Origin of the sequence: Hydrogenibacillus sp. N12 (genome assembly GCF_019645935.1) — a bacterium.
GTDB lineage: Bacteria > Bacillota > Bacilli > Thermicanales > DSM-22653 > Hydrogenibacillus > Hydrogenibacillus schlegelii.
This window is the reverse complement of record NZ_CP080953.1, coordinates 1,938,879-1,953,184: the sequence shown is the minus strand read 5'-3', so window position 1 is coordinate 1,953,184 and position 14,306 is coordinate 1,938,879. Positions and strand designations below refer to the sequence as shown.

The 14,306-nt window shown below is 60.1% G+C and carries 12 protein-coding genes, 4 pseudogenes and 2 riboswitches; of the genes and pseudogenes, 12 read left to right on the top strand and 4 right to left on the bottom strand.

Translation table 11 applies throughout. From position 1 onward, the window contains the following. Positions 1 to 43: 43 nt before the first annotated feature. A pseudogene (locus K2M58_RS09160) lies at positions 44 to 1,015 on the bottom strand (transposase); the annotation flags it as partial. 184 nt (positions 1,016 to 1,199) lie between these two features. Between K2M58_RS09160 and K2M58_RS09155 the strand changes: the two are divergent. Further along, positions 1,200 to 2,423 (top strand): IS256 family transposase, encoded by a 1,224-nt coding sequence (locus K2M58_RS09155; protein ID WP_220676936.1) that lies wholly within the window; start codon positions 1,200 to 1,202, stop codon positions 2,421 to 2,423. Between the two features lie 255 nt (positions 2,424 to 2,678). Here K2M58_RS09155 and K2M58_RS09150 read toward each other — a convergent pair. The 3 genes and pseudogenes from K2M58_RS09150 to K2M58_RS13005 form a co-directional block, all read right to left on the bottom strand. Then, positions 2,679 to 2,981, bottom strand: a pseudogene (locus K2M58_RS09150) (transposase); the annotation flags it as partial. Between the two features lie 124 nt (positions 2,982 to 3,105). After that, positions 3,106 to 3,933 (bottom strand): IS21 family transposase, encoded by an 828-nt coding sequence (gene istA, locus K2M58_RS13010; protein ID WP_354667512.1) that lies wholly within the window; start codon positions 3,931 to 3,933, stop codon positions 3,106 to 3,108. A gap of 101 nt (positions 3,934 to 4,034) precedes the next feature. Then, positions 4,035 to 4,151 (bottom strand): annotated as a pseudogene (locus K2M58_RS13005) (helix-turn-helix domain-containing protein); the annotation flags it as partial. 1,184 nt (positions 4,152 to 5,335) lie between these two features. Here K2M58_RS13005 and K2M58_RS09135 point away from each other — a divergent pair. From K2M58_RS09135 to cysT, 11 genes and pseudogenes are all read left to right on the top strand, one after another. Continuing rightward, a complete protein-coding gene (locus K2M58_RS09135; RefSeq protein ID WP_220677305.1) occupies positions 5,336 to 6,145 on the top strand; it encodes a hypothetical protein in 810 nt (269 codons plus the stop codon). A gap of 191 nt (positions 6,146 to 6,336) precedes the next feature. Continuing rightward, a pseudogene (locus K2M58_RS13000) lies at positions 6,337 to 6,483 on the top strand (hypothetical protein); the annotation flags it as partial. After that, positions 6,449 to 6,724 (top strand): helix-turn-helix domain-containing protein, encoded by a 276-nt coding sequence (locus tag K2M58_RS12995; RefSeq protein WP_354667537.1) that lies wholly within the window; start codon positions 6,449 to 6,451, stop codon positions 6,722 to 6,724. The pseudogene K2M58_RS13000 and the gene K2M58_RS12995, both read left to right, overlap by 35 nt. Continuing rightward, complete coding sequence (locus K2M58_RS12890) at positions 6,685 to 7,152, top strand: transposase (RefSeq protein WP_354667536.1); 468 nt, start codon at positions 6,685 to 6,687, stop codon at positions 7,150 to 7,152. The genes K2M58_RS12995 and K2M58_RS12890 overlap by 40 nt, the downstream gene beginning before the upstream one ends. Before the next feature lie 28 nt (positions 7,153 to 7,180). Continuing rightward, positions 7,181 to 7,450, top strand: coding sequence for a transposase (locus K2M58_RS12675; protein WP_252393616.1), 270 nt, complete (start codon positions 7,181 to 7,183; stop codon positions 7,448 to 7,450). Between the two features lie 105 nt (positions 7,451 to 7,555). Continuing rightward, positions 7,556 to 7,769, top strand: a riboswitch (SAM riboswitch). 115 nt (positions 7,770 to 7,884) lie between these two features. Then, a riboswitch (SAM riboswitch) is annotated at positions 7,885 to 8,099 on the top strand. A gap of 144 nt (positions 8,100 to 8,243) precedes the next feature. Continuing rightward, positions 8,244 to 9,521, top strand: coding sequence for an IS21 family transposase (istA, locus tag K2M58_RS09110; protein WP_252393391.1), 1,278 nt, complete (start codon positions 8,244 to 8,246; stop codon positions 9,519 to 9,521). After that, positions 9,518 to 10,303: an IS21-like element helper ATPase IstB gene (gene istB, locus K2M58_RS09105; RefSeq protein WP_220676869.1), complete on the top strand. Its 786-nt coding sequence runs from the start codon at positions 9,518 to 9,520 to the stop codon at positions 10,301 to 10,303. The genes istA (K2M58_RS09110) and istB overlap by 4 nt, the downstream gene beginning before the upstream one ends. Before the next feature lie 210 nt (positions 10,304 to 10,513). Next, entirely contained in the window at positions 10,514 to 10,753 is a 240-nt protein-coding gene (locus K2M58_RS09100; RefSeq protein WP_220677301.1) for a YezD family protein, read from the top strand. Between the two features lie 156 nt (positions 10,754 to 10,909). Further along, positions 10,910 to 12,028, top strand: coding sequence for a sulfate ABC transporter substrate-binding protein (locus tag K2M58_RS09095; protein WP_252393435.1), 1,119 nt, complete (start codon positions 10,910 to 10,912; stop codon positions 12,026 to 12,028). A gap of 22 nt (positions 12,029 to 12,050) precedes the next feature. Continuing rightward, entirely contained in the window at positions 12,051 to 13,172 is a 1,122-nt protein-coding gene (locus K2M58_RS09090; protein WP_220677300.1) for a sulfate ABC transporter substrate-binding protein, read from the top strand. Positions 13,173 to 13,240: 68 nt separating this feature from the next. Continuing rightward, positions 13,241 to 14,089 carry a sulfate ABC transporter permease subunit CysT gene (cysT, locus tag K2M58_RS09085; RefSeq protein WP_066200531.1) on the top strand — a complete coding sequence of 283 codons (849 nt, stop codon included), beginning with the start codon at positions 13,241 to 13,243 and terminating at the stop codon, positions 14,087 to 14,089. The last annotated feature ends 217 nt before the right edge of the window (positions 14,090 to 14,306 follow it).

The following is a 14,306-nucleotide window of genomic DNA, read 5'->3' as shown; positions in this document are numbered from 1 at the left end:
GCTTGAGCAACCACACTTTTTAGCTTAGGGACTGCTGAACGAATCATGATGTCGTTATTTGAACAGGTGGAGCTAGCCTGAAGAACAATCTTAAAAATGCGTACAAAAGAAGGCGCAGTCGCCTCTCCAGGTTCATCACCAAAAGCGTGAGCGCGATGACGGTTTCACTCGTTCTTTGAAGGCGTGTGCGAACCAGGCCAAGCCCATAAAAGCGCTTGCCCTCGCCAAACTTTCCTTCAATCGTATTGCGTTCTCTCGTATCCTGCTTTTCAAATTGAGCCTGTTCACTTCGGGAAGCCGGTGAAGGCCTGCCCAAAGGCGGCCCACTTAAGCGAATACCGCGTTCCTTGCAGTACTTGAGGTTCTCTCGGGTGCGGAAGATCTTGTCAGCCAGAATGGCTTCCGGATAATACCCGTAGCGCTTCCGGTAGGCCTCCGCTGCTTCCTGCAAGAGATGTCCCTCATGAAAGTTGTTCCACGCCAGATGTTCAAGCCGTGCATAGCCATCAACCATGCTGATGGCTGCCTTGGCGCCAAATTCGACATTTGCCCGTGCCTTGCCCCGTACGATCGGGCGCACATGGGGCTGTGAAATGCTGACGATGCGACCGTCCATGCGTTTGGTACGCTTGCGGTACATCTCTTCTTGTTGGCGATACAGCTCTTGAATGACGAGCAGGTCCCGGTACTGTTTCCGACTGAGCACCTGCAGTCCGATTTCGTCCTTCAATGTCTCGATGATTCGAAGGTCCCGCCTCACGTAACGCAGTTGTTGCCCAATCGCCTTGCGCATGGTGTGCGGCTTTACGCGACGCCTTTTGGCCACCGCAAGGTATGCCTTTCGCGCTTTCTCTCGATACGTGCGAGGCTTACGCTTCCCCGGTTCTCTCGCTTGATGCATCCAATCGATCATGGCTTCCAGTTTTTCCCGCGCTTCATTGAGCAAAGCGAGATCGGTGGGATAGGCGATGTCCGCCGGAGCACAGGTGGCGTCGAGCAAGAGCTTCCCCTTATTGGACGCAAGTTCTCCATGCGTGGACTTCGCTGGGGTGTTCGGCGAGCATGAGGACGCTTGTTCACCAGTCGTGTCCGGTATCATGTGTAAAAACGGATGGTCCAGGTAACATAAAATGAGCCATCCGGCCCTCTTTGGTAGAATGTGAGACGGAGAAGAAACACTTCACCAGGAGGGATACCGGATGGCTCAGTACCAGATTACCGTGGACGACGAGATTTTGGAAGGCCTCTTTCAGCGGGATGGAGGCGTGGCAAAGCTGGTGGAGAGTGTGGTCAACCAGATCCTCCAAGCGCAAGTGCAGGAGCATCTGAAAGCGGCGCCATACGAGCGCACGAAAGAACGCCAAGGCTATCGCAACGGAACAGTCACCCGCACCCTGACAACCCGTGTGGGGCGGCTGGTGTTGCGGGTTCCGAGGGTCCGGAATGGCCAGTTCTCCACAGAGCTGTTTGCTCGGTACCAGCGCAGCGAACAAGCGTTCATCATCGCCCTGATGGAGATGGTGGTAAACGGCGTGTCCACCCGGGACGTGGCGAAAGTCACCGAGCAGTTGTGCGGCACGACGTTCTCGAAGTCCACGGTCTCCGAGCTGTGCAAGCGCCTTGATCCCATCGTTCAGGGATGGAATAATCGCAGCCTTGCTGAGCATCGTTATCCGTTCCTGCTGGTGGACGCTTTGGTACTCCGGATTCGGGAGGAAGGGCGTGTTCGCTCTCGAGCGGCCATGATCGCTGTTGGCATCAACGAAGAAGGGTACCGTGAGATTCTTGGCTTGATGTTGGGCGACAGCGAATCGGAGGCCAGCTGGCGGGAGTTCTTTGCCTGGCTGAAGAACCGGGGTCTCCGCGGCGTTGACGTTGTGGTGTCTGACAGTCATGGCGGGCTGGTGAAGGCACTGCAGACGGAGTTTCAGGGATGCACCTGGCAACGGTGCCAGACCCACTTCATGCGCAATATCTTGGACGCCACACCCAAGGCGTTGCAGAAGGAGGTCTACAAGCGTGTACGAGCCATTCTTGATGCGCCCGACCTCAAGACGGCCCGACTGCTCATGAATGAATTTGTGGAGGAGTACGCTGAGAAGGCACCCAAGGCCGTCAAGGTGCTAGAGGAGGGCTTTGACGACGTCACGGCCGTGCTGGTCTTGCCGGATCGCTATCGGCGGCGCTTGCGTACCACGAACGGCGTGGAACGACTCAACGAGGAGATTCGCCGCCGTGAAAGAGTCATCCGCATCTTTCCCAACCGGGAATCCGTGATACGGTTGCTTGGAGCGCTACTCATGGAGATAGACGAGACGTGGACCACTGGGCACCGCTACCTGAATATGGATGAGTATTGGCAGTGGAAGAAGGAACAACAGAAATCCACTGAGCCGGCCATGCTGCACGTTGTGAATGCCTGAGTGACCTGTCCTTTCATTCGCCGAAGAGGGCAATTTACACATGATACTGGACTTGATCTGTTCACCAGGAGCGCCGTGATCGTCATCGTCATGATCGTCATGATCATCATGACGACAAGCGGCGTTCGAATCGTTGGCTGGGGTGCTCTTTGCTTCCTCTTCCTCCAGGATCCACTCATTGACTTGCTGGAGAAGATGGGCATCAAACCGCTTGCGAAAGTGCGTAAGCAGCGAAGGGTGAAACGGTGGCTCCTACTGAAAATGAGGGAGTCCTAGGAAATACTGAAGGTATGGGTTCTCTGTGATCTGCTGGACGGTTTCCCGGTCGCTTAAACCCAAACGTTCCTGAATAATGAGCGCTCCCAGCGCCACACGAACGGAATATGCCTTCTGGCCACGCGTTGAGGATTGAAACTGCTTTTCGTAGTGCTGCTCAACCTTCCACCAGGGAATCATTTGCGCGAGTTTTACCCAGCGATTGTTTTTATTCAACTTTCCACCGAAAGGCAAAAAGAAGTCATCCGGCAAAATCATCTGTTGTTCGCTTGATGCATACATCAGACAACACCTATGTGCATGGATTTTGAGGGATTAAGCACGAAATCCTTGTACTTGATTTCTCCATCAAGAGGCTGAAATCCTTCTCAGTAAAGGGTTTTTCGTTCGTTCAGCAGTCCCTAGCTTAGAGCCGAAAATCCCTTGACAGAAGATCATCCGTTTTGTAAAATGAGTTCAAGCTTTTACAATTCAATCCTTGAATCTTCGTGAAAACCTTCTTATCCAGAGCGGCGGAGGGACTGGCCCGATGAAGCCCGGTAACCGTCTTGCGGGGAGGCGACTTCGGTGAGGGCAACGGCCGCAAGGCACCTCGTTCGATCGCCAACCGGTCCACGGGCCGCTCATGGGTGGTGCCATGGATGTGGACGTTGGCCACGGTATCACACCACGCCAGGGCCTGCCGGTTCAGGTCATTCAGATCCGTGAATCGAACCGCGGGCCAGAAGTTGCCCTTGACGTCCTTGATGCCGCTTTCCACCCGGCCCTTGGTTTGGGGGCGGTAGCCCTGGCAGAGCCGGATCCCAAAACCCAGCTGCAGGGCAAAGTCCAGAAAGCGTTCATTCCACTTGGGTTCGCCCTTCTCGTCCAGCCCCAACACCACCAGCTTGGTCCGGTCGTACAGGCACGTTTCGGGCACTCCGCCGAAGTACCGGAACGCGTTCAGATGGCAGCGGATGAAGGTCGCGGTGTCGGCCCGGTCGACAAACTCGACGTACAGGGCTCGTGACCAGCTGAGCACCATCGCGAAGACCCGCTTTCGCCGGACCGTACCGTCCGGCAGCGTATAGGCACAGCTGCCCCAATCCACTTGCGCCTCATGCCTGGCTGCGTCTCGAACCGGACCGTGCCAGGGATGGATCGGGGGCGACGCAGGGGCCGGACGAACTCCTTGAGGATGGTGTAGCCCCCCTCGTAACCCTGGGACCGCAGCTCGCGGAGAAGGACGACGCAATTTTCCACTCCTTCCGCGACCCGTTGCAGGATAAACGCTTTGTACGGGTCGAGCTTCGAGCCGCGAGCCGCCCGAGGTGCCGGCTTGGGCACCTCGGTGGCGCGCAAGTACCGCCGCACCGTGTTCCGGGAGATGCCGAGGATTCGCGCGATCTCCCGGATGGACCGACCCTCGCCATGAAGCTCGTATAAGCGTTTCACCTTCCCACCTCCCAGCATGTTGCCGAGGACACCTCCCGCTCCGTGGCCGGATTCGGAGGGTGTATTTGCCGGGGAGTGGGTCAGTTCCTACTTGGCGATCCCGGGTCAGTTTAACACCGGCGATGACATTCGCGGCACCCTGGCGGAGTGGTCGTTGGATGCACTGGGATGGCTGGCAGCATTCCTCGCCGAGGCGAGCCGACGGCAGGGGATAAGTACTCCGTTGATCCTCACGGCGACGCGAACTAAGGAGCCTGTCAACCGTGTCGGTCGACGTCGATAAACGTTGACCGCCGGGAGGGGATCCGGTCTTCGACCACCCCTTCGCGCCGCTCGACCTGGTGTGCATCGTACCGGTCGCCGCGCTGCCGCCGTCTGAACGTCAGTTGCTTCGTGACTCCGGACCCGTTAGCCTGAGTTTCAGCAGCCCGATGCATGGTCTGGTCGGAGAGGTGGTGTCCAAATGTGATGCGGTGGGATTAGCCTGCCCGGCGTCGTTCTGCTTCTTGGCACGAAAGGGGGACATTGATGAAGTATCGAGGCTATCGAAGCTGGCGATCATGGCTCGCATGGTTGGCCTGGGTATCGTTTGGCCGCTTCCAAAGGGCTTTGTCAGTATCTGTCGTCGTGACGATGAGTGCGGTACTACTCGCAAACTCTTGGATCTTTGTCACTGCGGCCCATCCATCGGTGCCCGCTGCCGTGCCCACGGCCGCCCCTGCAGGTGACGTGGCGGGCTTGGAGGAATCCGGTCAATGGGGGAGCAGTACGGACGCCACGGAGGCGCTTCGTTTCTGTAAGTTCTATACGCGAGGCGACTATGTCCACAGATCTTCAACAGGCATCGCAGCGTCTGCGCACGGGTGGTGGCAAAACGTTGACTGTCCTGCCACATACGCCGTTGTTACTGTGCAACTGCAGGAGTATTACAGTGACGGTACTTGGAGAAATGTTGGGGAGCCAGGCCGTAAGACGGTGAGATCCGGTGGCGGTGCTGGTAACCGGGCGACCGCACGTGTGGACTGTCTCAGCACTAAGCTAACGGGATGGCGGAGCGTCGTTGACGTGGACCTTGTCGGCGTGGCCGACGACCCTAGGAAGCTCTACACGCCGGCTGTCAACATTGAGTGCCGGCGATGATGCAAGGCGGTTATACGAACATGGAACCTTCCAGGTACCCTGGCATGCGGCCCACTATTACCATGTTTGCGGCTCTGTACGGCGAACTGGAATTGCATCCGTGGTACGATCCGCTCGTTGCCACTGAAGACGCGTACAGCCTGTTCTACGCGCGGTCGTCTGCGATGGGCTGGCTGGCTGGGGCTAGGGAGCATACTTCCGGCGGCCTCTGGCACATGAACGACGCTGGGCTGGATCGAGACTTCCGATCCAGCCCGGCTCGCATCGCCTGGTTTCAGGTAGCGCTGGCCGAACCGGTTCCTGTTCCCGCTGACCGGCCGCTGCCGTTGCAGCCATTCCTCTCGTGTGCGGGCGACGTAGTGGCCCGCATGGGCAAGATGTGCTTGAAGGCGGTGCAAGTGGTGCTGCCCGTGCACAGCCTCGACGCGCCAGCGGGCGCCTCGTCGCGCCTGGACGCTGTGGGAGCGCTGCTCCAGGCCACCGGCTGGTTCGCCGATTGTGCCTCCCGCTTCCGGACAGAGGTGCGAATCACGCTGGAGGGCGGCCAGGATTCGACCCTCCCCTCAGCAGCGCCCGAAATGCTTCAGTGGATGCAGGGAATCAAGCAGGACGTCTTCACGTGTGATTCGCTCTCCCTGGTGGACGAAGACGCCGTGCATCTGGAGCCCGGCATCCCGAACCACCTGTGGCTCGGGCCTTCTCGACACCGGGTCACGTTTCGCGGCACCCTGTCGGAGTGGTCGTTGGATGCACTGGGATGGCTGGCAGCATTCCTCGCCGAGGCGAGCCGACGGCAGGGGATAAGTACTCCGTTGATCCTCACGGCGACGCGAACTAAGGAGCCTGTCAACCGTGTCGATCGACGTCGATAAACGGGCTCTAAGCTAAAAAGTGTGGTTGCTCAAGCAGGAAAAAGGCGGTCAAAGCGCTAATGGGATAGTCATCAACAACACACCACATCCCAAGGAGGCTCCGACCGCCTATGAAATAGTCTATTGGGCACGCTCTCGGTCTTCAAGGCTGGATCATCTATCGCCTTGAGCAAAACGAGCAGAGCGTCGATGTGTATGCCGGGCGGCCGAAAAAGGAAGCGCGCTGTCCCCATTGCCAGGCCATCAGCCGTTCTGTTCACAGCCGTTCGTCAAAGTGGCGACGTAAACTGCACACGTGGGTGGATCAAAAGCCGGTCTATCTCTGGATTCGGCCGCGGCGGTTCCGCTGCCTTCTGTCGGAAGGGGTTTACGGAGACCTTCCCCGGCATCAAGCCCTGGGCCCGGATGACGGATCGGGCGATGGCCATGCTTTTCGGTCACCTGCGGGACCGAAGCTTTCGCCGCGTGGCCGAAGAGGCAAACCTGAGCCCCGGAACGATTCGGCGCCTTTTGCTTCGAGGCGTTCGTTTCCGCCGAACATCGAGACGCTCCTTGCGGATCTTGAGGAGGTCGTCTTAAGCATCGACGAACACAGCTTTCGCGGACAGGCCGTGTATCACGGTGACCTGCGTTTGGCCCGAGAAGCGACTTCCCTCCTTTTGCCGGACGATCGGCTTAGGACGCTGGAAGCCTTTTTGAAGCGCCTTCCGGAATCCGTCCGGAAAAAGATCCGGGCGGTGACGATCGACCTCAAGGAGAGCTGGAAGAAGCTGATTCAGCGGGTCCTTCCGGAAGCGCGTGTGGTGGCCGATCCGTTTCATGTGCTTCAGGATGCGGGCCGCCGGGTGGATGAGGCCCGGCGGGTGGAACAAGAGGTCACGGGCTACCGTCTTCCCCGCTGGCCGCTTCTCAAAAACGAAGAAGACCTCACCGAGCGTCCGGCGAAAGCGCCGACCGCGATCCGCCGGACTCCGGAACGGGGCGCAGTTTCACGGGGTCAAGGGTGAGCTTCGAGACCTCTACCGGGCCGCCTCCCTGGAGGAAGCCAAGGCGATTTTGGACCGGATCCGCTTTGAGGCAGAGGGAGCCAGTGACGCGGCGCTCGTGCCGTGGGGCCGAACGCTTAAGCGCCGGAAGAACGAAATCCTTGCCGATCACCCCTGGCAGACGACGAACGGCGACACCGAGGGCGTGCACCCGAAGATCGAACGGCGGAACCGGATCCGTGATGGCTTCAAAAATCGCGAAGGGGTTGTCCGGAAGATGCTTTTGGCCTTTATTCCCTTGGCTCATCTGATCGCCTGATCACACTTCTTGACATGGAGCCCCCGAGCCCTTGACAAGGGGGAGCTTCCTTTGTAAAATGGTCTCAAGCTTCCACAATTCAATCGTGATCCCACTGCGGGAACCTTCTTATCGAGAGCGGCGGAGGGACTGGCCCGATGAAGCCCGGCAACCGTCTTGTGCGGAATCGGCTGCGGTCACGCAGGGTCCGGAGGAGCAAGCTCCGGGCGAGACGCTTCCGCACAAGATTTGGTGCCAACTCCTGCGGAAGGCGCGCCTTGCGTATCGCGGGTGTCCGGTCAGGCACGTACGCACGCGAGGCCGTTCCGAGAGATAAGAAGGGGGAGGATGCGCGGCAACCATCCCTCTTCTTATCGAAGAGGGATTTTTTCACGGCCTTGTGAGCGCCGGCGACTCCCACGCCGGCGATGGACAAACGAAGACGCGATCCCTTCTTCTTATCCAGAGCGGCGGAGGGACTGGCCCGATGAAGCCCGGCAACCGTCTTGTGCGGAATCGGCTGCGGTCACGCAGGGTCCGGAGGAGCAAGCTCCGGGCGAGACGCTTCCGCACAAGATTTGGTGCCAACTCCTGCGGAAGGCGCTTTTCGCGTGTCACAGGCGTCCGGACGGAGCGCATGTGCATGCGAGGCCGTTCCGAGAGATGAGAAGAGGGCATTTCGAAGGCGGTTCGAAATCCCTCTTGTCAACATCGGATGTAAAATCCCCAATAGCAGCGGATAAAGATTCCCCAAAATCACCGGCATGATTTCCTCAAAATCATCGGGATGAATTCCCCACCCCTGTGTCGAACTATGGCACCTGCCATCACTTTTGGGGAGGTGCCGGTGATGAGGGAGAGTGAGAAGATGGAGATCAGGAAGCTGTATGAGGAGGGCGTCAGCATCTCGGAACTGGCCAGAAGATACGGCCATGACCGCAAAACCATCCGCAAGGCTGTGAGTGAGCCGAGGCAGCAGGAGGAGGGGAGGGTGAAGTCGCGCAGCCGTAGGGTGAAAGGCCACAAGCTGGAGCCGTACAAGGCCTATGTGGAGCAGCGCATGCGTATCGGCGTCCTCAATGCGGAGCGAATCTTTCGCGAGATCCGGGAGCAGGGATATACCGGCGGAATTACCGTACTGCGCGAGTTCATGCACCCTCTCCGCCCGGTTGTCTCTGCCAAGGCAACCGTGCGGTTTGAGACGGCTCCGGGGGAACAAGCGCAAATCGACCTGGGCGCATTCCCCTACCTGGATCCGCAGGGCCATCGGCGCAAGGTATGGTGCTTTGCCATGGTCCTCGCCTACTCCCGCATGCTCTACCTGGAGTTTATCAGAGCGGCGGACCAACGGCATATCCTCCAGGCGCTCCGGAACGCGCTGGAGTTCTTCGGCGGGGTTCCAAAGGTCATGCTCAGCGACAACTGCTCCCCGCTGGTCGTGGCCAACGACGGTCATGGACACGTCGACTGGCAGCCGGCGTACATGGACTTCGCCAAGTACTACGGATTCGTGCCCAAGGCCTGTAAGCCCTACCGAAGTCGCACCAAAGGGAAGATTGAACGGCCCATCGGGTATATCCGGTCCAGCTTCTGGCCGGTTTCGTTCGTGGACCATGACGACCTGAACCGGCAAGGTGCCATCTGGCGGGATACGGTGGCTAATGTGCGCATCCACGGCACGACGCGGGAGCAGCCGGTGGTGCGGTTTCAGGCCGAGACGCTTAAGCCCCTGCCTAAGAGCCGGTACACGCTGGCGTACGCCGATATGCGCAAGGTCATGAGCGATTGTCGCATCTCCTGGAACACGAACATGTACACCGTTCCATGGCGGTATGTGGGGCACACCGTGCTGGTCCGGGAGTTTGAGTCAGGCCGCCTGCAGATCGAGTACGGCGGGCAGGTCATTGCCGAACACCGCGTGCTCACAGGCAGGCACCAGGTCTCAACCGACCCTGAGCACTTCAAGGGCATCCCGGCTGGGACGCCTCATCCGGATCGAGGCAAGGTGCCAGGGTTGCAAATCGGGCCGGACGTGGAGCAGCGGGAGCTGTCCGTCTATGAGCAGATCGCGATGGGAGGTCAGGGGCAATGAGTGAGGCGTTGGTTTTGGCCAAGGCCGAGGAGCAGCTGCTGGAGCTGGGATTGAAGCGCGCCGCGGCGGTGCTGCCGGCGTGCGTGGAGTGGGCAGCGGGGCACCAGGCGACCTATGCGGAGTTCCTGCACAGACTGCTGGATGCTGAGCAGGAGGAGCGATACAGCCGTTACATGCACGCCAGACTCCGCATGGCCAACTTCCCGTATCACAAGACCCTTGCAGATTTCGATTTCTCGTTCCAGCCGTCCGTCGATGAGCGACAAATACGCGAACTGGCCGGCTTGACGTTCATCCGGGAGGGCAGCAACGTCATCTTCCTGGGACCGCCGGGGGTGGGCAAGACCCACCTTGCGGTGGCCCTGGGGATGGAGGCGATTCGACAGCGCATGAGCGTCTACTTCGTGACCATGCAGAAGCTGGTCGCTGACTTGCGACGGGCGTACCAAGAGGGACGGCTGGACAAGCGCCTGCGCATCTACACCCAGCCGAAGCTGCTGATCTGCGACGAAGTCGGCTACTTGCCGCTTGACGCCTTGGACGCCGCGAACTTCTTCCGGCTCGTGTCGGAGCGCTACGAGCATGGCTCCCTGATCATCACGTCCAACACCAGCTTCACCAACTGGGGGACACTCTTCGGTGACCAGGTGCTGGCCTCTGCCTTGCTCGACCGGCTCCTGCACCACGCCACCACCATCAACATCCGCGGCAACAGCTACCGGATGAAGGACAAGCTGCGCGCCGGGGTGACCCATGCGCTGAAGGAGGAGGTGACCGCGTAGATCGAACATACGTCTGGGGAATGATGCGCGATGATTTTGGGGAACTGAATCCGCTGTTTGTGGGGAATCGAACGCGATTTTTTTGGGGAGTTTTAATCCGCTATTGACACTCTTCTTGTCGAAGAGGGATTTTTTCGTGATACCGCCTAAGAACGGCGTTGCTTATCGAACCCCATCGTTCGGATGCAGGATGGTCAAGGAGGGAGCGCCATGTCGGAAACGATTGGCCTTCGCCCTCACAATGCCTGGCTGGAGTGCATCGAAAAGGCGCTTGAAGGCCTGGAGTACGGAACCGTTCAAATTACGGTTCATGACGGTCAAATCGTACAAATCGACCGGACGGAGAAGATGCGGTTCCCGGTGGCCGCAAAAATGGCCGCAAAGGGACAGGCGGCCGCAGCGGGAATGAAGCAGGAAAATAACGAGGCCGGGTCCAAGCGCCATCGCTGACCATCCTGTGAAACAGCACCGATTGTTCTGCACCGATTTTTCCATCGGCCGACTGGACGACCAGAGGCCCCTGACATCTGCCGTGAGGTGGCGTACCGCCGAGGGCGGCAGAGCAGGGGCCTTTTGTGTTGAAAAGCAAAGAAGAAGGGAGTGGAGATGAACATGAGGACGTGGATCAAAAGGCGCGGGTTCGCCTTCTTCATCTTGATCGTCGCCGTCGCGTTGGGGTTTTCCGCTTGCGGCCGCACCTCCCAAAACACAAGCTCGACGTCCGGGGAGGCAGGCGCATCGTCCGGACGGGCGGTCGAGGGCGGTCAAGGCCCCAGGGCCCCGGTCGAGCTGTTGAACGTCTCTTACGACCCGACGCGGGAGTTTTACGCCGAATACAACCAGGCGTTTGCCGCCTACTGGAAAAACAAAACCGGGCAACCGGTGACCGTCCAGCAGTCGCACGGGGGCTCGGGCAAGCAGGCGCGGGCCGTCATCGACGGCCTGAAGGCGGACGTGGTGACGCTGGCTCTGGCCTACGACATAGACGCGATCGCGGAGGTCGGCCTGATCGACAAGGATTGGCAAAAACGCCTCCCCCACAACAGCTCTCCTTATACGTCGACGATCGTCTTCCTCGTCCGGGCCGGGAACCCGAAAGGCATCAAGGACTGGGACGATCTCGTGAAGCCGGGCGTGGAGGTCATCACGCCGAACCCGAAGACGAGCGGCGGCGCCCGATGGAACTACCTGGCCGCCTGGGGCTACGCGCTGAAGAAGTTCGGCGGCGATGAAGCGCAAACGAAGGCCTTCCTTGCGTCGCTCTACCGAAACGTGCCGGTGCTCGACACCGGAGCGCGCGGCTCGACGACGACCTTTGTCGAGCGGGGCGTCGGCGATGTGCTCATTGCCTGGGAAAACGAAGCCTTTCTCGCGCTCCAGGAGTTCGGCAAGGAAAAGTTTGACATCGTCGTCCCCTCGATCAGCATCCTGGCCGAGCCGCCGGTCGCGGTCGTGGACAAAGTCGTCGATGAAAAAGGCACGCGCGACGTGGCCGAAGCGTATCTCGAGTATCTGTACTCGGAAGAGGGGCAGACGATCGCCGCGAAGCACTTCTACCGCCCGCGGCTCGAGTCGGTCGCCAAGCGGTACCCAGACCGGTTCCCGAAGCTCGAACTTTTTACCGTCGACGAGGTGTTCGGCGGCTGGAAGAAGGCGCAGGAGACGCATTTCGCCGATGGAGGCGTCTTCGATCAGATCTATCATCCGCGGGAGAGAATCTATTAAATCTTCGAAGGAGGATGGATGGATGGTGCAACGAAACAAATTCATGGTTTTCGTCCTTCTTCCCCTTTTCATCGCCGTCGCCTTCGCCGGGCTTGCGGCTTGCAGCAACGCCTCCGGGACGGGGGAGAAAGGCCGGGACGACCGCCTCCCGGCTCAGGAGGAAAGTTCGGCGTCCGGCCGGGCGGCGGACGGTCGGCAGGGAGACGCTCCGCCCGTGGAGATTTTAAACGTCTCGTTCGATGTCGGTCGGGAACTTTACGCCGACTATAACCAGGCATTTGCCGCTTACTGGAAGCGGCAAACAGGCCGGACGGTCACCATCCATCAATCGCACGGCGCGGCGAGCAAACAGGCGCGGGCCGTGATCGACGGCCTGAAAGCGGACGTGGTGACGTTGAACGTGGCCTACGACATCGACGCCATCGCGGCGGCTGGCCTGATCGATAAACATTGGCAATCGCGCCTGCCGCATCACAGCGCGCCTTACACGACGACGGCCGTCTTCCTCGTCCGGGCCGGGAACCCGAAAGGCATCAAGGACTGGGACGATCTCGTGAAGCCGGGCGTGGAGGTCATCACGCCGAATCCGAAGACGGCGGGAGCCGCAAAATGGTTCTATCTCGCCGCCTGGGGCTACGCCCTGCAAAAATATAATGGCGACGAAGAGAAGGCCAAGGCGTTCGTCGCCGAATTGTACCGTCATGTTCCGGTGCTCGATACCGGGCAGCGGGGGTCGACGACGACGTTTGTCGAGCGCGGCATCGGGGACGTGTTCATCGCTTTTGAAAACGAAGCTTCGTTCGTGCTCCAGGAGTTTGGAAAAGACCGGTTCGAAATCGTGGCGCCCTCGAAGAGCATCCTGGTCGAGTTTCCCGTGAGCGTCGTGGACAAAGTCGTCGATGAAAAAGGCACGCGCGACGTGGCCGAAGCGTATCTCGAGTACCTGTACTCGGAAGAGGGGCAGGCGATCGCCGCCAAGCACTTCTACCGCCCGCGTCTCGAGGCCGTCGCCAAGCGGTATGCCGATCAGTATCTTCAGGTGCAGACGTTTACCGTCGAGGAACTGGGAGGCTGGCAAAAGATGCATGACCTTCATTTTGCCGACGGCGGCCTCTTCGACCAAATCTTCAACAGGGCGCGGTAGTTCGGGGGGGGGGGCTTCGGGGCGTCGCCGGGACGTCAAACGAATTTTCGGGAAGGGGGGAAGCGCGGATGACGGTTTTCCGTGCGGCGGTTTTCCGCACGCGGCGTGTCCTTCCGGGGTTCGGCCTGTCCCTGGGGTATACCGTGTTTTACCTGAGCCTCATCGTGCTCTTGCCGTTCGTCGCGCTGTTTTTAAAGTCGGCCACCCTCGGCGGGGAGCGGTTTTGGGCGGCGGTCGCCGAACCCCGGGCGGTGGCGGCCTACAAGCTGAGTTTTCTTTCGGCGCTCGGCGCGGCGCTGGTGGATGCGGTGTTCGGTCTTCTGGTCGCTTGGGTGCTCGTGCGGTACCGGTTCTGGGGCCGGGAAATCGTGAATGCCCTGGTCGATTTGCCCTTTGCGTTGCCGACGGCCGTCGCCGGGATCGCCCTGACCGCGCTGTATGCGGAAAACGGTTGGATCGGAAAGCTTTTTAAGCCGTTCGGCGTGAAAATCGCCTACACGCCGCTCGGCATCGCGGTGGCGCTCGTCTTCATCGGGCTCCCCTTTGTGGTCCGCACGGTTCAACCCGTCCTGGAGGCCCTGGAACAGGAGATCGAGGAAGCGGCGGCGACGCTCGGCGCGTACCGGTGGGAGACCTTCCGCCGCGTCATCCTCCCGGCGCTTAAGCCGGCCCTCCTCACCGGTTTCGCGCTGGCCTTCGCCCGGGGCGTCGGGGAGTACGGGTCCGTCGTGTTCATCTCCGGCAACCTGCCGTTTAAGACGGAGATCGCGCCGGTGCTCATCATGATGAAGGCCGAGCAGTACGATTATGCCGGGGCGGCGGCCGTCGGAACGGTCATGCTCCTCATTTCGTTCGTCATCCTCATTCTCATCAACCTTCTGCAGGGGCGCGCGAGCCGTCGGACGGCGCAGGGGTAGGTCGGGCGGAGGAGCGGGGGGCGCGATGACGTGAGTCGGGCGGAGGAGCGGGGGGCGCGATGGCGTGGGTCGGGCGGAGGAGCGGGAGGCGCGATGGCGTGAGTCGGGCGGAAACGGAGGGGGCGCGCGCATCGGGCCGGGCGGTTTGCGAGTGCTGAAGGAAGGGCGAGCAGAAGGCGAGCAGAACGAGCGGTGAAGGATGGACGGGGGGGAGGAC

Excerpts from the sequence above, each read along its gene's own strand:
- K2M58_RS09155 (WP_220676936.1), top strand. The coding sequence starts at position 1,200 with ATGGCTCAGTACCAGATTACCGTGGACGACGAGATTTTGGAAGGCCTC.
- K2M58_RS09135 (WP_220677305.1), top strand. The coding sequence starts at position 5,336 with ATGTTTGCGGCTCTGTACGGCGAACTGGAATTGCATCCGTGGTACGAT.
- istA (WP_252393391.1), top strand. The coding sequence starts at position 8,244 with ATGGCACCTGCCATCACTTTTGGGGAGGTGCCGGTGATGAGGGAGAGT.
- istB (WP_220676869.1), top strand. The coding sequence starts at position 9,518 with ATGAGTGAGGCGTTGGTTTTGGCCAAGGCCGAGGAGCAGCTGCTGGAG.
- K2M58_RS09100 (WP_220677301.1), top strand. The coding sequence starts at position 10,514 with ATGTCGGAAACGATTGGCCTTCGCCCTCACAATGCCTGGCTGGAGTGC.
- K2M58_RS09095 (WP_252393435.1), top strand. The coding sequence starts at position 10,910 with ATGAACATGAGGACGTGGATCAAAAGGCGCGGGTTCGCCTTCTTCATC.
- K2M58_RS09090 (WP_220677300.1), top strand. The coding sequence starts at position 12,051 with ATGGTGCAACGAAACAAATTCATGGTTTTCGTCCTTCTTCCCCTTTTC.
- cysT (WP_066200531.1), top strand. The coding sequence starts at position 13,241 with ATGACGGTTTTCCGTGCGGCGGTTTTCCGCACGCGGCGTGTCCTTCCG.